The 21,157-nt window shown below is 42.2% G+C and carries 22 protein-coding genes; 8 read left to right on the plus strand and 14 right to left on the minus strand.

The annotated features are described in order from the left end of the window. The first annotated feature begins 45 nt into the window (after positions 1-45). Entirely contained in the window at positions 46-978 is a 933-nt protein-coding gene (locus NXR94_RS15370; RefSeq protein ID WP_258105550.1) for a DUF3078 domain-containing protein, read from the plus strand. A 53-nt stretch (positions 979-1,031) separates the two neighbouring features. Here the strand turns inward: NXR94_RS15370 and NXR94_RS15375 are convergent, their stop codons facing one another. From NXR94_RS15375 to NXR94_RS15385, 3 genes are all read right to left on the minus strand, one after another. After that, complete coding sequence (locus NXR94_RS15375) at positions 1,032-1,937, minus strand: mechanosensitive ion channel family protein (RefSeq protein WP_258105551.1); 906 nt, start codon at positions 1,935-1,937, stop codon at positions 1,032-1,034. A gap of 104 nt (positions 1,938-2,041) precedes the next feature. Continuing rightward, a complete protein-coding gene (locus NXR94_RS15380) occupies positions 2,042-2,329 on the minus strand; it encodes a hypothetical protein (RefSeq protein WP_258105552.1) in 288 nt (95 codons plus the stop codon). A gap of 95 nt (positions 2,330-2,424) precedes the next feature. Continuing rightward, complete coding sequence (locus NXR94_RS15385) at positions 2,425-3,609, minus strand: S-adenosylmethionine:tRNA ribosyltransferase-isomerase (RefSeq protein ID WP_258105553.1); 1,185 nt, start codon at positions 3,607-3,609, stop codon at positions 2,425-2,427. A 23-nt stretch (positions 3,610-3,632) separates the two neighbouring features. Between NXR94_RS15385 and NXR94_RS15390 the strand changes: the two genes are divergently transcribed. Further along, positions 3,633-4,691, plus strand: coding sequence for an o-succinylbenzoate synthase (locus NXR94_RS15390; RefSeq protein WP_258105555.1), 1,059 nt, complete (start codon positions 3,633-3,635; stop codon positions 4,689-4,691). On the opposite strand, the gene NXR94_RS15395 is transcribed toward NXR94_RS15390, so the two are convergent. Genes NXR94_RS15395 through NXR94_RS15410 form a run of 4 tightly spaced genes read right to left on the minus strand, consistent with a single transcriptional unit; the run spans position 4,688 to position 6,442 of the window. After that, positions 4,688-5,167, minus strand: a complete 480-nt coding sequence (locus NXR94_RS15395) for a Spy/CpxP family protein refolding chaperone (protein ID WP_258105557.1) — start codon at positions 5,165-5,167, stop codon at positions 4,688-4,690. The genes NXR94_RS15390 and NXR94_RS15395 overlap by 4 nt on opposite strands. 2 nt (positions 5,168-5,169) lie before the next feature. Beyond that, entirely contained in the window at positions 5,170-5,463 is a 294-nt protein-coding gene (locus NXR94_RS15400; protein WP_258105558.1) for a hypothetical protein, read from the minus strand. After that, complete coding sequence (locus tag NXR94_RS15405; protein ID WP_258105559.1) at positions 5,438-5,968, minus strand: RNA polymerase sigma factor; 531 nt, start codon at positions 5,966-5,968, stop codon at positions 5,438-5,440. Before NXR94_RS15405 ends, NXR94_RS15400 begins: the two co-directional genes overlap by 26 nt. Positions 5,969-5,977: 9 nt before the next feature. Next, positions 5,978-6,442: a Spy/CpxP family protein refolding chaperone gene (locus NXR94_RS15410; protein WP_258105560.1), complete on the minus strand. Its 465-nt coding sequence runs from the start codon at positions 6,440-6,442 to the stop codon at positions 5,978-5,980. A 124-nt stretch (positions 6,443-6,566) separates the two neighbouring features. Here NXR94_RS15410 and NXR94_RS15415 point away from each other — a divergent pair, with 124 nt between their 5' ends. Further along, a complete protein-coding gene (locus NXR94_RS15415) occupies positions 6,567-9,053 on the plus strand; it encodes a PIG-L family deacetylase (protein ID WP_258105561.1) in 2,487 nt (828 codons plus the stop codon). A gap of 56 nt (positions 9,054-9,109) precedes the next feature. Then, positions 9,110-10,804 (plus strand): sodium:solute symporter, encoded by a 1,695-nt coding sequence (locus tag NXR94_RS15420; RefSeq protein WP_258105562.1) that lies wholly within the window; start codon positions 9,110-9,112, stop codon positions 10,802-10,804. A 37-nt stretch (positions 10,805-10,841) separates the two neighbouring features. Here the strand turns inward: NXR94_RS15420 and NXR94_RS15425 are convergent, their stop codons facing one another. Then, positions 10,842-11,693, minus strand: coding sequence for a DUF2911 domain-containing protein (locus NXR94_RS15425; protein WP_258105563.1), 852 nt, complete (start codon positions 11,691-11,693; stop codon positions 10,842-10,844). 37 nt (positions 11,694-11,730) lie between these two features. Here NXR94_RS15425 and NXR94_RS15430 point away from each other — a divergent pair, with 37 nt between their 5' ends. Both NXR94_RS15430 and NXR94_RS15435 read left to right on the plus strand, forming a co-directional pair. Further along, positions 11,731-12,360 (plus strand): DNA-3-methyladenine glycosylase, encoded by a 630-nt coding sequence (locus NXR94_RS15430; RefSeq protein WP_258105564.1) that lies wholly within the window; start codon positions 11,731-11,733, stop codon positions 12,358-12,360. A gap of 159 nt (positions 12,361-12,519) precedes the next feature. Beyond that, complete coding sequence (locus NXR94_RS15435) at positions 12,520-14,052, plus strand: OmpA family protein (protein WP_258105565.1); 1,533 nt, start codon at positions 12,520-12,522, stop codon at positions 14,050-14,052. On the opposite strand, the gene ggt is transcribed toward NXR94_RS15435, so the two are convergent. Genes ggt through NXR94_RS15450 form a run of 3 tightly spaced genes read right to left on the minus strand, consistent with a single transcriptional unit; the run spans position 14,049 to position 17,551 of the window. After that, the gene (ggt, locus tag NXR94_RS15440; protein WP_258105566.1) at positions 14,049-15,752 is read right to left on the minus strand and encodes a gamma-glutamyltransferase; all 1,704 of its coding nucleotides are present in this window, start codon (positions 15,750-15,752) and stop codon (positions 14,049-14,051) included. The two genes, NXR94_RS15435 and ggt, sit on opposite strands and share 4 nt — an antisense overlap. Beyond that, a complete protein-coding gene (locus NXR94_RS15445; protein ID WP_258105567.1) occupies positions 15,739-15,951 on the minus strand; it encodes a hypothetical protein in 213 nt (70 codons plus the stop codon). Before NXR94_RS15445 ends, ggt begins: the two co-directional genes overlap by 14 nt. Positions 15,952-15,994: 43 nt before the next feature. Then, a complete protein-coding gene (locus tag NXR94_RS15450) occupies positions 15,995-17,551 on the minus strand; it encodes a SulP family inorganic anion transporter (protein WP_258105568.1) in 1,557 nt (518 codons plus the stop codon). 305 nt (positions 17,552-17,856) lie between these two features. On the opposite strand from NXR94_RS15450, the gene NXR94_RS15455 reads away from it, so the two are divergent. Further along, positions 17,857-18,657 (plus strand): hypothetical protein, encoded by an 801-nt coding sequence (locus tag NXR94_RS15455; RefSeq protein ID WP_258105569.1) that lies wholly within the window; start codon positions 17,857-17,859, stop codon positions 18,655-18,657. 60 nt (positions 18,658-18,717) lie between these two features. After that, the gene (locus NXR94_RS15460) at positions 18,718-19,896 is read left to right on the plus strand and encodes a tetratricopeptide repeat protein (RefSeq protein WP_258105570.1); all 1,179 of its coding nucleotides are present in this window, start codon (positions 18,718-18,720) and stop codon (positions 19,894-19,896) included. Here the strand turns inward: NXR94_RS15460 and NXR94_RS15465 are convergent. Genes NXR94_RS15465 through NXR94_RS15475 form a run of 3 tightly spaced genes read right to left on the minus strand, consistent with a single transcriptional unit; the run spans position 19,893 to position 21,138 of the window. Then, positions 19,893-20,132, minus strand: a complete 240-nt coding sequence (locus NXR94_RS15465) for a hypothetical protein (protein WP_258105571.1) — start codon at positions 20,130-20,132, stop codon at positions 19,893-19,895. The two genes, NXR94_RS15460 and NXR94_RS15465, sit on opposite strands and share 4 nt — an antisense overlap. Further along, positions 20,132-20,665: a YfiT family bacillithiol transferase gene (locus tag NXR94_RS15470; protein ID WP_258105572.1), complete on the minus strand. Its 534-nt coding sequence runs from the start codon at positions 20,663-20,665 to the stop codon at positions 20,132-20,134. Before NXR94_RS15470 ends, NXR94_RS15465 begins: the two co-directional genes overlap by 1 nt. Next, positions 20,665-21,138: a nuclear transport factor 2 family protein gene (locus NXR94_RS15475; RefSeq protein ID WP_258105573.1), complete on the minus strand. Its 474-nt coding sequence runs from the start codon at positions 21,136-21,138 to the stop codon at positions 20,665-20,667. The genes NXR94_RS15470 and NXR94_RS15475 overlap by 1 nt, the downstream gene beginning before the upstream one ends. Positions 21,139-21,157: the final 19 nt, after the last annotated feature.

A 21,157-nucleotide genomic window follows, 5' to 3' on the forward strand; every position in this document is an offset into this window, starting at 1 on the left:
CATATATCTTTCGTAAGATTTAACAATCACTTCAAAGTTGAAAAAATGAAACTCAAACTTCTAACAATAACGATCCTTACGCTACTTTCCTGCCAACTGCTGGCACAGGATGACTCAACCAAATATTGGACTTCCGGAGGATTTGGCTCTTTGACTTTTTCTCAGGTCACCTTAAAGAACTGGGCCGGTGGGGGTCAGCCCTCCGTTTCAATTAATGGTGTAATGAATGCTTTTGCCGATTATTCAAAGGGTCGATTGAAGTGGGAGAATTCACTGGACCTGGCGTATGGTTTGATTAGGCAGGGTAATAATGGATCGCTGGTTAAGTCAGATGATAAGATCAACCTGGTGACCAAGTTTGGTTATAAAATTCTGAACGATAACGAAAAATGGTTCTACAGTGGACTTCTTGACTTTAGAACGCAGTTTGCTAAAGGATTTGTTGAGAATGAAACTACAGGAAAATTGGACAGTGTCATTTCCAGGTTTATGGCACCTGCTTATCTGACCATTGGTCTTGGGGTAGACTATAAGCCAAGTTCCGTGCTCTCTATCAACTACATCCCGCTAACTGGAAAATTCACCTTTGTCAATGATCAGACCCTCGCTGATGCCGGGGCTTATGGCGTACCTGATGGAAGTAAAGCAAGAGGGGAATTTGGTTCTTACTTCAGGATTAAGTACCACGATGATATCATGAAAAATGTGAACCTTGATTCCAGGTTGGAGCTGTTCTCGAATTATGTCAAGGATTTCGGAACGATTGATGTGAACTGGCAAAATGCCCTGGTGATGAAGGTCAATAAATTCCTGACGGCGAACTTCTATTCTCAGATGATCTATGATAAGGACATCCGTCAGAATAAAGATAAGAATGGAAACGGCATCGTAGAGCCTTCAGAGATGAAAGCCAAACTCCAGTTTAAAACTGTCATTGGATTAGGTTTGAGTTATTCAATAGGCGCAACGAAAGAATAATAAACCTTAAAAGGGATTGGAGGCAACAGATAGGGATATTCATTATCCCTATTTTAGTTTAAGGGATTTGCAGTTCCATTCGGGGTAGAAATAATATGTATATCTCTTTGAGGGAACGGGATTTCTACTCCTTCTTCTCCAAATCTTTTGAAGATCTCGAAATACAATTCACTTTTCAGAACCCTTGGCTTATCTGTGTGGGTGGTGGTCCAAACGGCAAGATAAAAGTTGATGGAGCTATCCCCATACTCATCAAAAAGCACCGTAGACTCCGGATTATCGAGAACATGCGGGTTGTCCTTAGCCACTGCAAGTAATATTTTCTTGATTTTGGCCGGGTCTTCTTTGTAGCTCACGCCTACAGGAATTCTAAATCGGATATTCCGATCATTGTGACTCCAATTGATCACCTGGCTGGAAATGAACTCTGAATTTGGAACAATGATGGTGATGTTGTCATTGGTACGAATCTCTGTGGCTCTAAATGATATATTCATCACATCACCCTGAACATCACCCACTTCAATTCGATCACCTACCTTGATGGGCTTTTCGAAAAGGATGATAATTCCTGAAATGAAATTATCAGTAATATTTTGAAGACCGAAACCAATACCAACTCCCAATGCACCGGCCAGTATGCTCAGGGCGCTCAGATCAATTCCGGCTGTCTGGATAATAATGACACTACCTATGACGATCACCAGAAAGCGGAGAACGGTGCCGATAGATGCCCTTACCCCAGGTTCTAGTTGTGTACGGGTAAGCACATTTTCAACAAGGATCCTTCTAAGTTTTTTTGAGATAAAGGACAACAGGAAAAAGGCTATGGCAAAGTACAATATCGTACCCATGCTAATAGCTCCTTCACCTAAATTGAAAAGAGGCTTAGAAAATACCTCAATAAAAGATTGGACGCTCTCCAGGAGGTCACTCCAGATTTCGTTGACTTTATCCATAGATGTTCAAATTAAACAATGGAAATCACAATAGGTTTGAAACCGAAAGCAAAAATTCAGAGGTAATGTCTGAATAAAGAAAGGAATGAAGGGACCTTTTGAATTTACTTTTTTCGGAGTTTTCGCTCAAGGAACTCATACATCATGTTCAGGGCCTGCTCACGAAACCTTTCCTGCGACTCTTTACGTTCGTCAGAGCTTACTTCTATTTTGCTGAGTTCTTTCAAAAATGCTTCTCCAATGGGGCGGGCATAATCAGGGCTACTTGATATTTCGTCCAATTCACTACCAAAGATATGATCCGTGGATGTGTTGCTTCCAGGAGAAATTGATTCAAGCTTAAGCTCAAGTTTTTTCAGGTATAATTCCTCTAATTCTGAAGTTGTACTCATAGTCGATCACTGTTTAAGTAAAAATAAAGATAATATGAGGTCAAAGAAATAATATGGCCGTTCATTTTTGAGAACAATATTTTATCGCAAGCCCCTTATGGCATGAGTAGCGAGCTGTCACCGTAGCTAAGGAATCTGTAGTCATTGTTGAGTGCCTCTGAATATATCTTTTTCCAATTGGCTCCTACCAAAGCCGCAACAAGCAAGATGAGGGTTGAGCCAGGTAAATGAAAGTTGGTGACTAAACCCTTACAAATACGAAAAGTATATCCGGGGAAAATGAATATTTCCGTATGGCCAATAATTCGATCCACATTCAGACGGTCCATATAGTCGAGTACGTTATTCAGACTTTCCTCTTTTGAAATATTTTGTTCGTCCTGATAAGGTTGAAGCTTTTCTATTTTGAATTCCGCAGAAGGATCCTTTTTGAGCTTAACTCCAAACCAATAAAGGCTTTCGAGGGTACGCATACTGGTTGTGCCCACAGGAATGATGGTGTTATTATTCAGGATACCTTCGATATTCAACCGGGTAACGATAACCTGTTCTCGGTGCATCGGATGATCCTCAACAGTTGATGACTTGATCGGTTGGAAGGTGCCAGCGGAAACGTGGAGTGTCAGGTAATCAGTGGTGATTTTCTTTTCGTTCAGTTGGTCAATCACTTTTTCCGTAAAATGCAGACCGGCAGTGGGAGCGGCGACAGCCCCTTCATGGTGAGAATATACAGTCTGATAACGAGGTTTATCTTCAGCTTCTACTTCCCGGTTGATATATGGGGGGAGGGGTATGTTTCCTATAGCCTCTACAATTTCTGAGAAGGATTGTTGTGAGTTCCAATTAAGTGCGACTTCCTCACCATCTTTTCTTAGTGCGGTTACCTCCACACCCTCAGGCAACGACATTTGTAATTCAGTTCCAATTTTCCATTTTTTGGCATTTCCTATCATACAGTGCCAGTTACAACCTTCTGAAGTGGCCATGACTTCCGCATGAATATTGGAAGGTGCCAGAGGTTCTAAGAGAAAAATTTCTATCCTTGCCCCTGTATCCTTATGAAAGATCAGGCGAGCAGGGATTACCTTGGTGTCGTTAAATACCAGGTGACAGGAAGAAGGTAACAGGTCAGGCAACTGGCGAAATTGCTGATGAAAAACTTCTCCTTTGGAATAATGTAATAATTTAGAGTCGGATCGGTTTGCGAGTGGATGCTTGGCTATTTTTTCGTTGGGTAATTCGTAAGTGTATTCCGCCAGATCAATATTATTTTCAATCATAAATTTTTGTACTGCCCATGTTGATGCTCGAATATAAAGACTATACGCTTGACTTTAAGTTTGAAGCGGGAACATCACGTGGAGTGATGCGTCAGCACAGGGCTTATTTATTGAAAATCTCAGCGAATGGTTTGAGTCCCTTTGGATATGGAGAGGCTGCGCCTTTGCCGCGTTTGAGTGTGGATGATTTTGAGGAACTCGAGCCAGTACTCCTAGAGCTGATAAATAACCTGAGAAGATGTGAGCTCCCTTCTAATCAAAAGGACGTATTTGATTTAGTAGCGGAATTAGTGAGCCCTGCATTTCCTAGCGTAAGGTTTGCTTTAGAGACGGCCTTGCTGGACTTGCTTCACAGGGGAAATCAAATCATTTTTCCAAGCGAGTTTCTCAAGGGTCAGTCCATTCCAATCAATGGGTTGATTTGGATGGGTGATCAGGATTTCATGAGAACGCAGGTGGATAAGAAATTGGAGGCTGGTTTTACCTGTATTAAAATAAAAGTAGGAGCTATAGACTGGGAGCATGAGCTAGATATCATTCAATATATACGATCGAAATCCAGGGACGTGACGATCAGGTTGGATGCTAATGGAGGCTTCCCCACAAACGAGGTTTTTGCCAGATTAAAAGATTTAGATGGACTGGATATTCACTCCATCGAACAGCCAATTATGCCACGACAGCCGGAAGCCATGAGGTTGATCTGTGAAAAATCGAAAATTCCTATTGTCCTTGATGAAGAGCTTATAGGTATTACTGACCATCGGGCCAAAAAGGTACTGCTCGAAGACTGTCTACCTGCCTTTATTATTCTCAAGCCGACCTTGCTAGGAGGCTTTCGTGCATCACTAGAATGGATCAAGATAGCTGAGGAGCTTGGTATTGATTGGTGGTTCACGTCAGCTTTGGAAAGTAATGTAGGCTTGAATGCGATCAGTCAATTTGCTGCTTCTTTGGAACCTAAACCATATCATGGATTAGGCACCGGACAACTTTACCATAACAACATTATGTCCCCACTAACCATTGAAGGTGAGCGCCTTCATTATAATCACACCTACAACTGGCACATGCCTTTTTAAGGTCCTGGAGGACCATGGTGCGGGTGGCGTGGTGACTGAAGGATTATTTCCAGTTTACTAAGCTGCTCGGGAGTACAGATTTGACTGAGTTGGTAAAAATGCTGGTACTGCTCTTTCTCATCTGCCATATGCGCTTCAGAAAGTTTTGTCATCAGGCGATCAATCACAGCATTATCCTTGGAACCTGTTGTGACCTGCCTGGCAAGCTGCATTTTATATTCTCTTATGATTTTCCCTAAGGAATCTTTCCTGGCTTTATGTTGCTGAAACAGCCTTCGGAACTCCTCTCTTTGATCCGGGGTCAGGTCTAGCTTTTGAGTCAGGAACTGAGCTCCTTTGTTTCTTTCAGCTCTGAATGGGTGAGCATCTCTTCCTCCATGCACCCTGGGTAGGATCAGTACAATGAGTAGTGAGATGTTAATGATCACCAATATCAGAACGCTGATAACCAGGTATTTGACTTGTTTTTCTTTCATGTCTAATAGTTTAACAATGATGCTGTAGGCTCGAAATACTCAGTTTTAAAATCATCCACTTCGGCGACGTCATTTTCTTCTGTTTGCAAAATCATGAATCCATTAACCAGCGCCATAATAAGCATAGCTGCCACGCCAGCTTGTAACCAGTGAAACCATTTGCTGCTACCGGGGTCCAGTGAATGCATCCGCTCTTGCAGCTTTTCATAGAACCCGGCAGGCGCAGCCGCCCTTTTGATGTTGTCCAGGCTGCTAAGGGTTTCCTCAACTCTATTTTCTGATGAATTCTCTTTCATAATAATTTCTTAGTAGGTTCCTCAATCCTTCTTTAGCGCGATGTAAAAGTGATTCAACAGAGGAGGTACTTTTGTCGATTACCTTCGATATCTCTTCCGTTGTAAGTCCTTCTATTTTGCTAAGCGTGAAGGCCACCTTTTGGTTTTCAGGTAATTCGTCGATCGCCTGAAAAAGCGCCCGTGCATTTTCCTGGTTTTCCAACTCCACTCCAGGGTGAAAGAAAGAAGTAATTTGTTCATGGCCATCAAGGCTCATCATTATCCCGGAACGCTTACCGGCCTTTAATTTCCGGAGCAACTCCAGACATTTATTCACAGCGATGCGGTAGATCCAGGTACCGGTTTCGGACTTGCCTAAAAAGAAATCATAGGATTTGAATACCTGGATGAAGACCTCTTGCGCCACATCCTCTGCGTCCTCCTGGTTTTTGAGAAACCCAAGACAGGTATTATAAACCCTGTCCTGGTAGGTTAACACTATCTCTTTGAATTCCTTTTCTGACACAAATGAAACTTAACCTTTACGATCTCCTTTGCCGTGTGGAGCAGGACCCATCCGTCGAGACGAATGCTTATCAAAAATCACCTTTTGCTTATCTGTTAACATGGCTCTGCTGGTAATTTGATGATTAGTACGTGCTCTTAAAAGTGAGGTCTCTAATGTCCCAATCTCCTCAATAACCTGATCGATTTCCTTGCGTTTGACCTCATCACTGGAAACCAGCGTTTGAAGCCTGGCCTTCTTTTCTCTAAGTTGATTCATGATTGGTTGTGATTCTTTATGAAATCGCACCTTCTCCTCATCGAACTTCACCTTCTGCTCTTCAGTGAGTTCTAATCTTTCTGCAAATTGCTCTGCTCTTTGCTTTTGAAAGTCACCGCCCTGGCTTGGACCTTTTCGTTCTCCATTTGGTGGCTGTGCCCAGGCTCCAACAGACCAGATCAGCACCATTCCTATAATAAATACCTTTTTCAACATGGTTTTTACGTTTTTAATTTACATTCATTTCTTTAGATGAAATGCGAATAATAAACTTGCGTCTTATTTCTATTTTTTTTCAGAAAAACGAAAATCAGCGGTTTTTCTTTCAATATTGGCCCTTATGATGACTTTTATTAGAAGCATTATTCTTATCCTGGTAACCTATGGACTCGCGGCAGCGTCGACACCGGAAAGATACCATTCAGGGAAAATTCTTCAGATGCTGGAGAAGTTCAACACCCTTGGGTCGGTACTTTATGTGGCTGCTCATCCGGATGATGAAAATACTCAACTTATTTCATACCTGGCCAATGGTATGAACTTGCGTGCAGGCTACCTGGCGGCAACACGGGGGGATGGTGGTCAAAACCTTGTGGGTACCGAGATCAGGGAATCATTAGGAATCATCCGAACTCAGGAATTATTAGCCGCAAGACGAATCGATGGGGGAGAGCAGTTTTTTTCTCGGGCCAATGACTTCGGTTATTCGAAAGATCCTGAGGAAACCTTTGATAAATGGGACCGTGAGCAGGTACTTGCTGATTTTGTTTGGGTGCTAAGAAAATTCAGACCTGATGTGATTGTAACGCGATTTAGCACGACTCCAAAAGTTACCCATGGGCATCATACGGCATCTGCTGTTTTGGCGAAAGAAGCTTTTGGATTAAGCGGTGACAAGAATGCCTACCCTGAGCAACTGGACTATGTTTCTGTCTGGCAACCTACCCGGCTTTTCTGGAATACGAATACCTGGTTCTTTAGAAGTGATCCTAATAAGTTCAACCCTGACAAATATGTGAAAGTTGATGTGGGTGGTTATGATCCCGCGCTAGGTGAATCCTATACGGAGATAGCAGCCAGAAGCAGAAGTATGCACAAGAGTCAGGGGTTTGGAAGAAGTGGTTCCAGGGGATCGGAGTATGAATATTTAGAACAATGGGAAGGTGAAGCTGTAAAGGATGTTTTTGAAGGACTGGACTTTACATGGAAAAGAGTCAACGCCGAGGAAATTGGTGAAATGGTGAATGAAGCGATCATGTATTTCAATCCGTCCGAACCCGAATCAATCCTGCCGGATCTTATAGAAATAAGGAAAAGGGTGGAGGATCTGAAAGATGATTTTTGGAGGGAGGTCAAGCTCAAAGAAATAGATCAATTAATACTGGCCGTAACTGGTACTTATATAGAGTTCGTAAGTGATGCTTCTCAATATAGCCCGGGTGATACGATGTCCGTGAATTTGGAGATCATCAATAGAAGTAAGGCGCCGGTCGTTTTATCGGGAGTCTCATTTTCAAAGTGGTCGAATAATTATATCTACAACCTGAAATTGGCTAATAACCAGTTGAACGAGTTGAGTTACGAATTACCATTTAGTCACAGCGTACCGATATCTAATCCTTACTGGCTTAAAGAAGCAGGTAAGGAAGGGATGTACAACGTAGAGGATCAGAGGTTAATTAGTACTCCGGAAAATGGGCCTGTTGTTACGGCAAAAGTAATTCTTCGAATTAAGGATCAATTTCTTGAGTGCGAAGTGCCAGTAGTATATAAAACTACTGACAGAGTGAAGGGAGAGATTTACAAACCAGTTTCTATCACCCCGAAGGTAATGGTTAATATTAGTCAGAAGGCGTTGGTCTATGTAGATGATGAACCTAAAAAGGTTCAGGTGACCATCATTGGGGGAGCGCCCTATGCGCAGGGCCAACTTAAATTGAATTTGCCTAATGGCTGGAATGCCGAGCCGTCAGTTCAGGATTTTGTGATCACCAGAAAGGGCGAGGAGCAGGTGTTTGATTTTATGGTCACCCCTTCTAAAGAAACAGGTGAATATAAGATAGGCGCCATCGCCATTTTAGGAAATCAGGAGTTTAATCGGGGCCGTGTGATGATCAGTTATGATCATATCCCGGAACAGGTATGGTTCCCGAAATCGGAGACTAAGGCTGTACGCCTTAATTTGAAAAAGTCGGGGAATTTGATCGGGTATATTATGGGGGCCGGAGATGAGGTTCCCTACAGCCTGGGACAGATGGGCTATCAGACACAGTTGTTGGATAAGGAGACGGTCACAGCACAGAATTTGCAACAATATGATGCGGTGATCGTTGGAATCAGGGCATTTAATACGCTGGATTGGCTGGCATTTAAGAATAAAGAACTGTTTGAATACACAAAGAATGGGGGCACGGTGATCGTACAATACAACACTTATGGAACAGTCACCGAGGAGTTGGCGCCATATCCCATCAAAATTTCAAGAGATCGTGTCGCGGTGGAGCAGGCAGAGGTGAAGATACTGGATAAGAAAGCGGCCGTATTGAACTATCCTAATCAATTGGAAAAATCAGATTTCGATAACTGGGTTCAGGAACGTGGTTTATACTTCCCGAACGAGTGGAGTAAGGAGTTTACACCTGTATTAAGTATGAATGACCCCGGAGAGAGTGCCAAAGAAGGGAGCTTGCTTATTGCTCAGTATGGGAAGGGATATTATATCTACACGGGAATATCATTCTTTAGGGAATTGCCTGCGGGAGTTCCCGGAGCCTTTCGATTGCTGGCTAATCTGATCTCAATAGGTAAGACTGATAAGGAAAATTGAAGCGATATGTGGGTTAATCTTTTTCATTCCAAAAACTAAATGGCTGACCTGACTGGATGAACCTGCTAGACTACTTTGTGTTATTCGGAACGCTCCTCTTTATCGTAGGGTATGGCGTTTATAAAACCCGAAAGCAAAGGAATATATCAAGTTATCTTTTGGGCGATTATTCTCTCAAATGGGGCACCATCGGTTTGTCGGTGATGGCTACTCAAGCCAGTGCGATTACCTTTATCTCTACGCCGGGTCAGGGTTATGAAAGTGGAATGAGTTTTATCCAAAACTATTTTGGTTTGCCATTTGCACTCCTGATTGTAAGTGCTGTTTTTATTCCAATCTATTATAAACTCAAAGTCTACACGGCCTATGAGTTTCTCGAAAATCGTTTTGACCTCAAAACTCGTTTACTGGGAGCTTTTCTCTTCCTGATCCAAAGAGGATTGGCGGCAGGCATTACCATCTACGCCCCGGCCATCATTCTTTCCAGTATTCTGAAATGGAATCTGACCTTAACAATTCTGATTACCGGATTGCTGGTAATTATTTACACGGTATCGGGAGGTTCCCGAGCTGTGAGTCTGACCCAAAAATGGCAAATGGCTGTCATCATGGTGGGCATGTTTGCAGCTTTTTTTATGGTCATCGGATATATAGGAGACTACATGTCTTTCGGTGATGCGGTAGGCGTGGCCAATAGTTTGGATAAAATGAATGCAGTGGATTTTGATTTGAGTTTTGAGAAGCGATACACCGTTTGGTCTGGTTTGGCAGGTGGTTTGTTTCTGTCCTTATCCTATTTTGGAACGGATCAATCCCAGGTTCAAAGATACCTCGGAGGAAAGAGCGTCCGGGAAAGCAAGATGGGCCTAATGTTCAATGCCATCTTTAAAATACCGATGCAATTCTTTATCCTGTTCACCGGGGTAATGGTGTATGTTTTCTATCTGCTTTATCAACCCCCGATACATTTCAAAGAGGCATCGGTTGAACGTTTACAAAATTCAGAGTATGCTGAACAATATGAAGTATTGAACAATGAGTATAATACTTTGCTGGAAGAGCGAAAAAGCCTGACCATTGAGTTGGCCAATGCTGAGTCTTCGGAAAGGGAAATGATTGGAGACAGGCTCAACCTAAAGGATCAGGAAACAGTTAAGGTTCGGGAAGAGGTAAAAGGGCTGCTCATCCAACTCGACGACAGTATAGAGACGAAGGATTCTGACTATGTTTTTTTAACCTTCATTTTAACCTACCTGCCTCATGGCTTGATTGGCCTTCTGATCGCGGTTATATTCTCTGCGGCCATGTCCTCGACATCTTCGGAATTAAATGCGCTATCCTCAACTACTTCCGTTGATTTCTACAAACGGATTCTTCAGAAGTCTGCTTCCAATGGCCATTATGTAAACATCTCTAAACTACTCACCCTCGCATGGGGAATACTGGCCATTTCATTTGCCTTATTGGCTAAAAACTCTGAGAACCTCATAGAAGCGGTGAACATAGTAGGTTCCATTTTTTACGGGACCATTTTGGGAATTTTCCTGGTGGCCTTCTTTTTGAAATTCGTTAAGGGTGACGCAGTGTTTTATGCTGCCATCATCGCTCAAATGGTCGTAATTGTACTACATCTTTTGGCTACAACCGGGGTGATTGGGCTCGGGTACCTGTGGTACAACGCCATTGGTTTGGCCGTGACTATCCTCTTAAGTATTTTGGTTCAGATGTCTTTGAACACAAAAAAAGCGTAAGAGATCTTACGCTATAAATTCCGATTGAATAGAATCATTATTTAGCCTTCTTCCATTTCTTTATCGAAGCCCTGTTTTGTTCTACATAGTAATTGCTACCTGCCTTTTCAGCATATTCTATACTTTCCTCGGCAGATTTGATGGCCTTTTTGTACTTACCCAGTTCAGCCAGTATCAGGGCCCTCGTTCTTAGGATCCAATAAGCATCAGGTCTTAATTGAGCAGCCTTGGTTTCAAATTCAAGCGCTTTATCAAGTTCTTTGTTTTCAGAGAGGAGGTAGGATGCCATTCCGTGATAATCATTTGCTTGCTGTCTCATGCTTGATTCGTCATAGGAATTGATGGTAGCCATCACCTTTTCATCAGTTTTTACATCTAGTGGTAGTGATACTTTGGTTTTGTCCCAAATCAGATCAATGGTAGCAGTGCTGTTTCTGAGATTATTAATGTCTATGGTAAAAGACTCCACCTGATCGCTGATTGATACAGGCTTGGACGTAAATGATCCAACAGGCTCTTTCTTTGTATAGCCGCCTACCCCGGATCCGTCAAAAGCGTATAGGTTGATCGTCCAGTCGTTTTTCCCTGGTTGAGTAAGAATCACATAGTCTCCAGCCGACAACTCCACTCCTCCAAGGGTTACATCACCATCAAAGGATATTTTTGTGGCATCGTTGGCACCTGTTCTCCAATGCTCATCGTACTTCACCAGCTCCCCAAAAATAGTTCTGCCCTTTACACCTGGTCGGGAGTATTCGATGGTGACGGTGGTAACGCCTACTTTTTGAATAAGGGTGGCCTCAGGGCTGGCAGAAGGGGTTTGAATTTGTGAAAAACCTGAAAATGAATAAAGGAATGCGATAAGGGTTAATAATTTTAAGTTTTGCATTGTTTTGGTTTAAGGTTCGATTACTCTATTAAACAAAGTGTCAAAAATTGATATACATGCATACGAAAAACTCCCCAGGTCGTTTTACGTACGTGACGATGTTGTAATGATTGCCAGGGAACTACTGGGCAAGTACCTGATGACGAATATAGCTGATCAGGTGACGATAGCGAAAATTGTTGAGACGGAAGCCTATCACGGCTTAAATGACAAAGCTTGTCATGCTTTTATGAAGCGCACTCCCAGAACCGAGGTGATGTATGGCAGAGGAGGGACGGCTTATGTCTATCTCTGTTATGGTATCCATCATTTGTTTAATGTGGTGACAAATGAAGAGGGGCTGGCAGATGCAGTGCTTATCAGAGCTTTGGAGCCAGTTGAGGGCTTGGAGTTGATGAAGAAGCGAACCGATAAAGCTTCACAAGAGAGGATCGCGTCCGGACCTGGAATGCTAAGCAAAGCGATGGGGATTAGTGTAGCTCATAATAAAGCATCTTTGCTTGAAGAAGATGTCTGGATTGCGGAGAAAAAGGAGGAACGTGAAACGTTTGATATAGAGGCCGATGCTAGAATTGGCGTGGATTATGCTGGGGAAGATGCATTACTGCCATGGAGGTTTTTTATAAAAGGGAACAGATACATCAGTAAGGGCAAAAAGAAACCCTGATGAGGTTTCATCAGGGCACACAAAAAAATCCTAACACTTGTTGTAATATTGTTCTCGATAGAGAGAAATATTTGTTGAGTACAACTTTATAGTGCTTTATTCATATACACAAATATAGAAATTAAATTTTTACAAAAAAATATTAATATAATTATATAAATGAGAGTTGGTGGTTTGCTTCTTGGGTTGATTTTGTTAGTGTATCATGGGTATGCGCAGGTGACCGTTTATTCTAATCCCGAGCCATTGCACGGGCTTAATTCTGTCGATGATGAAAGTTACTTATACCTCTCTCCTGATGGGGTGATGGTATTTACCAGGGAGAAGAGTAAAGCCAATAAGGGTGGAAAATCTGATCCGGGTGATTTGTGGTTTTCGAGGAATGGAGTAATTGATTCTTCCCGATCTGAGAAAATGGGAGGGATTTCCTGGCTGCAGACTCCACTTGGCTATTCATCTGACGGACAGTACTTTTTATATAGTGAGACTTCCAAGAGTATGGGGCAGTATTACGGAAAGGTAATGGTTTATAATCCTGAAGATGATCGTCATGTTGAAATTGAGATCCCACATTTTTCCTCTTTAGGAGAAGCACAGAATGGGTTTCTTTCCAGAGATGGTCGAATATTGATTTTAAGCATGGAGAATAAAACGGGATACGGAGTGGAGGATTTGTATGTGAGCTTTTTGAATGCTCAAGGCAAGTGGTCTGCACCGAAAGGACTGGGGAGTCAAATCAATACCGAGTATCAGGAGATCACTCCGTTTTTAGCACCAGATAATAAGACGCTTTATTTTGCTACAAATGGAAGAGACGGCTTCGGAAGTTTTGATATTTTCTATGCTACCAGGTTAGATGATTCATGGAGGAGTTGGAGTACACCGATCAATTTGGGGTCACCTATTAATAGTGTGGGCGCTGAGACTTCCTTTATGTTTAATGATGGAGAGGATTATGCTTATTTCATCTCAACTCAAAACAGTGATGGATATGGTGATATTAAACGTGTGCTTATTCAGCCAGTCAATTCTGATGCACCAGTTCGGGACACTCTGAATGTTCCTTTTTTAGAAGAATCTAAAGTGGTGACATTTAAAGCAAGGGATGCTAAAAGTGATGAACCGCTCGTCTTCAAAATCATTAGTATGCTCGGTGACGCACAAGAGGTGAGAAGTGGAGGTATGCAAGTGGGTGCGACACAGGTCATAGAATATGCTTTTTCTGAGGGAGACTCAGTGATCCTTGAATTTAAGTCCAGCGGGTATCTTTCTAAAACGCTACACTATACATATGATCAAATAGATGAGTCTGGTGAATATGTGATCCGGTTGGAGCCACTTGAAACGGGCAATACGATCGTACTTGAAAATGTGCTGTTTTATCGAGGCACGGATAAAATGATTGAAACCTCCCAGGAAGAACTAGACCTGGTAAGAGAAATGATGTTGGAAAACCCGGAAGTTAAAATTTTCCTGAAAGGGCATACTGACAATGTTGGAAATAAGATGCTTAATGTTCAGCTTTCAGATAAACGTGTAATTGCTGTGAAAAAGTACCTTGTTGAGAAAGGTATCGAAGCGAAGCGAATTTCGGGAAAGGGTTATGGAGGTAGTGAGCCAATCGCTGATAACCGAAAGGAGGAAACACGAAAGCTCAATAGGAGGGTTGAATTTGAAGTGGTCAGGGATTAAAATCCTTCCGCATAATTATCTCCGCGAGTGTAATCGGCACCTCCTTCGAGGGTGCTGTCAGCTCTTAAGAGTATACAATCCATTTTCCCTAAGGCTTTTCTATATTCTATTACGTGACCAAGTTGCTCTAGCTTTTTAATGGTTTCACCGTCAGTCCATCGCTCCTCTATTAAGATTCTATCGGGAAGCCATTGACTGTGTGTTCGGTTAGCGTTTACAGCCTCCTGCATTCCCATCTCATGATCAACCACATTCATGATGGTTTGAAAGACCGAGGTGATGATCGTCGAACCTCCTGGTGTCCCCAGGACCATTTTTAAGTTGCCGTCTTTTTCAACGATCGTGGGAGTCATGCTGCTCAACATGCGCTTATTTGGAACAATCGCATTGGCGTCATCTCCAATAAGCCCAAACTGATTGGGAACACCCGGTTTTGAGCTGAAGTCATCCATTTCATTATTTAAGAAAAAACCTGCCCCGTCTACATATACCTTGCATCCAAAATAGGAGTTTAAGGTCGTGGTAATGGCTACGGCATTTCCATATGTATCAACTATTGAAAAATGCGTGGTTTGTACACTTTCTATTATGTCAACTTCACCTTCTTTAACATCCTGAGAATCTGTCTTTTTGTCCTTTTGAATGGTAGAGAAGCGCTTCTTGTTGTAAGCCGGATCTAATAGCATCTGCACAGGAACGTCATAATAATCAGGATCTCCGAGATGTGTAGCACGGTCAGCGTAGACCCTTCTTTCCAATTCAGTCAGAATATGGATGGTCTCCGGGGTGTTATGCCCCATTGCTGGAATATCATATTTTTCGGAACCCTGCAAGAGTTGAAGTAGTGCCACTCCACCACTGGAAGGAGGAGGCATTGAAATAACTTTGTATCCTCGATAGTTACCAACGATTGGATCACGCCATTTTGAAGAATAACCACTTAAGTCATCTAATGAGATCAGTCCGCCACCGCTTTCCATCTCCTTAACGATTTGATCCGCCACTATGCCCTCATAGAAGCCTGATCGTCCCTGATCTCTAATCAGCGCAAGAGTGCCTGCTAGTTCAGTATATTTTACAGTATCACCCTCTTGCCATGGTTCATTTTTTACCAGAAAGAAGTCGGGGCCGTTTACTTGAATAAAGTCGTCTCGTTTCGCATTGTATTCATCGGCCTGATCCTGAGTGATGGCATATCCACTGGTAGCAAGATCAATAGCTGGCGCTAATAACTCTCTCAATGATTTTGTTCCAAACTGATCGTATAGTTTCAGAATTCCATCAACAGAACCCGGAACCCCTGCGGCTTTATGGCCAATGATACTAAGCCGATCCACAATGTTTCCCTGCTCATCCAAAAACATATCTCTTGAGGCGCGGGCGGGAGCTTTTTCTCTAAAATCCAATGAGCCGATCTCCCCATCCTTCATCCTATACAACGCAAATCCGCCACCGCCCACGTTTCCGGCTCGGGGATAAACAACGGCAAGGGCGAAATGGGTGGCAACTGCAGCATCAAAAGCATTACCGCCCTCCCTCAGAACTTGCAATCCAATTTGTGTGGATAGGGGATGTGCAGAAGCAACCATGGCGCTATCTCCAAGAGGACCTATAACCGAAGTTGGAGATGAGTTTTTCTGGCAACTCGAAAGAATTATCGTGCCTATTGCAATAAAAAGAGAAAGCCTATTTCGAAGCATTAATTCCTTTTGTCGATTTTAATGACTTGTACCTTACCGTTTTGATTCTCTTCTTTTTTCGATCTTTAGAGTCATCATAGTATCCTCCAAAAAAATGACGTTTGGGTTTGGTCATTTTGACCTTATAGTAGGTGGCATGGCAGGAAGTAATGAGTCCCAGCAAGACAATCCAAAGAGTAATACGTGACAAGTTTTTCATATCATGAACAGAACGGAAAAACTAACAAATCCGTACGTGTAAATCAGGATGCCTGACTTAAAACTTTGTTGTTAGAGCTTTTAGGCTGTCGAATTTTGATGCTGATGTTTTTGTTTCGAGCCGTGGCTTCAAAATCCTGGATGGTTTCAACAATATCATGGTCGATAAAGATGGATTCAGATTCATCAAATATCACAGAAGATCCTTCCGGAATGCCTCTCAGGGTATGACGTAGCATTGCTTTATTAAGGAAAGAAACATCCTTTTCAAGTTTGATGATATATTCATCGTCCGAGTTTTGTTTCACCAGAATTGATTGGTGCAAATTGGCTTTGATAACGAATACCAACCCAACAATTATTCCCACAATTATTCCTATTAACAGATCAGTAAACAGGATGGCTCCAATGGTAATGATAAATGGAAGAAATTGATTTTTTCCCTGGCCGTAAATTTCTTTAAACAGGGAAGGCTTGGCTAGTTTGTAACCAACCATAAGTAGTACGGCTGCCAGCGCCGATAAGGGTATCAGGTTGAGTATCTGAGGGAAGAAAAGGACACTTCCTCCAAGAAAAAATCCATGAATTATAGCAGATGCCTTTGTTTTGGCTCCCGAGCTCACGTTAGCGGTGCTTCTCACGATAACAGATGTAACAGGAAGTCCTCCAATCAAGCCGCAGACCATATTTCCAATACCCTGGGCTCTCAGCTCTCTACTAGCTGGAGCAATCCTCTTGTATGGGTCTAATTTATCCACCGCATCCAGACTTAAAAGTGTTTCTAAACTCGCGACAATGGCTATGGTAAATGCAGTGATATAAACCTGAGGGTTCAATAATTGACTAAAATCAGGAAAATCAAGGATACTGGTTAAATGAGTGAAACTCTCAATTTCAGGAAGTCTAACCAGATGCTTTCCTCCTATTTTCAGAGCAGAGAATACTGAGTTGAAAAGGACGCTGTTAAGGAATACAGCCAGAATGATCGCCACAAGTGGTCCGGGAATGATCTTTGTCCAGGACATGTTTCTGAAAGTTCTTGTCTCCCACAATATAAGGATCCCCAGGGCGATCCCGCAGATAATAAATGCACCGGGATCAATATTTTGAACGGCAAGGGCTATTTCCGTAAAGGTGTTTTCTCCATCAAACTGCAGGAATGCTTCATCACCTTCGTAATCCCGATCGTCACCCAATGCATGTGGTATTTGCTTCAGTATGAGGATGAGACCAATAGCTGAAAGCATACCCTTAATCACTGAACTTGGAAAGAAGTGTCCAATGATACCCGCTTTCAGGATACCTAATATCAACTGAATTAGACCTCCAATAAAAACAGCTAAAAGAAAAATTTCATAACTACCTAAATCCGTGATGGCAGTGAGGACAATCACTGTAAGACCTGCTGCAGGCCCACTCACACTTAGGTGTGAACCACTAAAGAAGCCTACAACGATGCCGCCTACAACACCTGAAATAATACCAGCAAACAGTGGAGCTCCGGATGCCAGAGCAATCCCCAAACAAAGAGGCAAAGCTACCAAAAATACAACTACACCGGACGGAAGGTCACTTCCGAGAGTCTTCAAATGCTTCTTCATAATCTTTAGGTTTTTCCGAGGTCAAAGGTATACCCCAAAACTCGGAAGATTGTTGGTATTGGTTTTTTTGTGTGCATGTCCTTTGTAATTTCCTACATACGGATTTTACTATTTCTGGTTGTTGAGGTGCTCAGATATTATGAAGTTCATAAGTCATTAGTTATCAATACCTAAAATCATTTAGCGTTAAGTGATTTTTTTTGTAAATTTTTTGAAAATCTTCTTGGAATTGTTATATTTCGAAAACTTTTATTATACCGACCAAAGCTAAACTTAACAGACAACCTTAGTAATCTTACCAGCGAATGAAGCGAACACTTTCTGACAACTCCGAAATCGAAGTTCCTAAAGGATATCGGGCGTACAAAATCAAAGGAGTTGACGACATCATTATTTCAAGAAAAGGCGGACCTACCGCCGAGCAAATCAAGACTGAACCGAACTACCAAAAATTAAGAGACAATCAAAAGGAATTTGGCGTCGCCTCAATGATGGCCAAGACCTTAAGAGATGCCTTTTCCGAAGGCATGTCTGAGATATGTGAGTCATATGTTTCAGGTAAGTTGACGGCTCAATTCCGAAATCTAACAAGGTTTGAGGAAGGTAAAATTGGGACCAGGCCCATCTTTGTGAGCAAACATGGTCACCATTTGAATGGGTTTGAATTCAACTCTACTGCGACTTATGAGCATATTTTTGGGGCCAAATATTTTATTAAACCAGGTTCACGACGAGGACAGGTAATCATTCATTTTCCGTCATTCATACCGGAGGAAACTTTTGTTAAACCTGACGAAGCTACCAACTTCAAGATAACGGCCAGATTGGTTGCCATCTCTGATTATACTTATGACGACATCGAAGATTCTTACAAGGCAATTGATGATGAAGTCAATGGAAAATACGGCTCTTATGAAAGTAAGATGTTTCCCTTACTAAAAATTTCAGTGGATCCGATGACAACCATGCTTTCAGTAAATCAGCTTGATTTACCTGAGGGTTCAGCCTTGTTTTTGGTGATGGCCGTTAGCTTCTATAAGTACGAGAATGGGAAGTTTACCCATTTGGCAAAGGATAGTGCGATGTCGATTCGACGGGTATATTGATCTAACTTACTTTTTTTGAGAAGGGGGAACTGGATAAATCGGGATTTGATTTATTCCAGTATGAGATTCCTTATGGCATTTTTGCTATGCCTTATTTTTATTACTCCGATTTTTGGTCAGAGTCACTATAATCTGGCTTCCAGTCATTATGAGCTTGCCCTTGAGGCCTATCGGTCCAATAAGCTGGAAATTTCCAGGACTGAAGTGGATATGTCGATCCATCACCATCCGACTGCACAGGCCTACTACCTTAGTGCGAGAATTTATGAGGCAGTTGGTCTGCCAATAAGGGCTCTTGCAGACTACGAATCTGTGGTACAGCATGATCCTACATTTAGTGAGGCTTATTTTAGCAAGGGACTGATTTACCTGAATTATAACAATGCTGAACAGGCACTACAAGATTTCAATTACCTCATTGAAAATGGTTCCAATGGGGCTACACGAAGTATATTGTTTGAAGTTGATCCGTCCGGCGCCGGTGAGACAAGTATTCTTACCCTTGAAAGTATGCAGGCTCGTGTATATAACTATCGTGCCATGGCCTATGAAAAGCTGGGAAGGAATGAAATGGCTTTGCAGGATTTCAATCAATCGTTGGAGTTAGAAGCCAATGCTGATACCTATGTGAACAGAGGCTTACTATTTTTTTCCATGAATAGAGAGGTTATGGCCATCGCTGATTTTGAAAAGGCCATCAGGTTGGATCCTTATCATCAGCTGGCCTGGTATAATTTGGCCATTGTCAACCCGGGTACCAGGCTGCCAAGTGAACTAGTGAATGATAACACATTTGCACCAACGCTTAATTTGCTTGCAGTAGAAGCTTTAGAGAAAGGACAAACAGATAAGGCCTTAAAGTATTTTAACACGGCATTGAGGTCAGGGGAAGATGCCTTGACATTAATTAATAGGGGAAGGACTTATCAAAAACTGGGATATTTTGAGGAAGCTCGAAGAGATTTCAATCGGGCTCAATATCTAGAGCCGAATAGGGTGGAAACTAACTATTTGATTGGTAACACCTATTTCAGCGAGAAGGAATTTGAACGAGCGCTGGCGTTTTATTATCAATATCTAAGCATCGATCCAACACATGGATTGACCTGGTACAATGCAGCAATGGCGCAGCTTGAATTGGAGAACAGGGAAGAAGCTTGTCACTGTCTGACAAAAGCTCAAATATTTGGAATGAAGAAAGCAGAGGAAATGATCCAAAAAAAATGCGTAGAGAACTAGCTGCGCCAAATTTTGATTAAAGCATAACCTGCAATGCCTACCCAGATAACATTGATAAATGAAGACGGGTATGATTTGTAATAGTAGGTATTAGCAATGAGTAGTAATGCTCCGGTCAGGTTGAGGAATTGATACCAGATCGATGAAGCATCCAGGTACTTTTGACTGATGAGGTAATAAGCCAGGACGACTTCAATAGAGCCGATCCAACCCAGAATATCAATCCAGAGCTCCATCAATACTTTCCTTTAGCTTCAATGGCTTGATTTACATGCGCCAAATGATGACGACAATGCCAGGAGTAGTTGGCAATAATCTGCCAGACGGTAAAGGTCTTTCTTTGTTCCGGATGTGTGAAAACCCTCTCCAAATCTTCGCTCGATAAATTTTCCAGTAGTGCAACCCATCTTTTATGAAGTCCTTCAAGAAGGATAAGTGACCATTCAATAGGACTATTCATATCTGGCAGCTCTGCCCAAAGGGCTTCTTCATATGGTTTTATGGTCGGATTGTCTTCGGTGAGTGCGAGCTTGAATCTCACAATGCTGTTAAGGTGGCTATCAGCACAGTGATGTACTACCTGTCTGATGCACCATCCACTTGGTCTATATTTCCATTCCAGTTGCTCGGCGGCCAGGCTTTCAACTGTCTGGGTAAGTAGGGAGGGAAAAGTGCCAATGTCATGAATCCATGACTGAATCAACTGCTGGCTGTAATGTGCCGGGGTTTCAAATTGCCCGATAGGGTATTTTAATGCCTCTAATTCCATTATGTATCTGATCTCATGTATTGCTCCAATGCCTTCTTGCTTAGCTTTCTCACTTTATTTTTCATAATTGGGCTCCAGCCAAGTAGTCTTCCCGGTAGGCCCAAAGCCTGACTAGACCATCTGTAAAAATCGAACTGGTCGATGTGTTCAACGATCTTTCCGTTTGCTAGTTTGAAATTGGCTGTAATAATATTGTGGACGGGTCTTTTTGTTTTGCTAAAGACATAATAAGCCTGCCAGATGACCTTGCCAACAAATTCCGTTTCTTCCAATACCTCAAACTCAATTTTGAGATCGCTGCCTCCTCTTTTGATGAGCATCTTCCACATGGCCCGAACCTGATCAATATTCAGCTTTCCAAAAGCCGGGTCCTCAAAAGTGGCATCCTCACCATAAAGAGCACCCATCGTTTTGGCATCTTTTTGTTGAAAAGCAGTATAAAATTGAAAGAGCGGTGAATCCTTGTTGGTCATTTATTAAAGATAAAACTAA

The sequence above is a fragment of the Marinoscillum sp. MHG1-6 genome (genome assembly GCF_024714475.1).
Classification (GTDB): domain Bacteria; phylum Bacteroidota; class Bacteroidia; order Cytophagales; family Cyclobacteriaceae; genus JAMZMI01.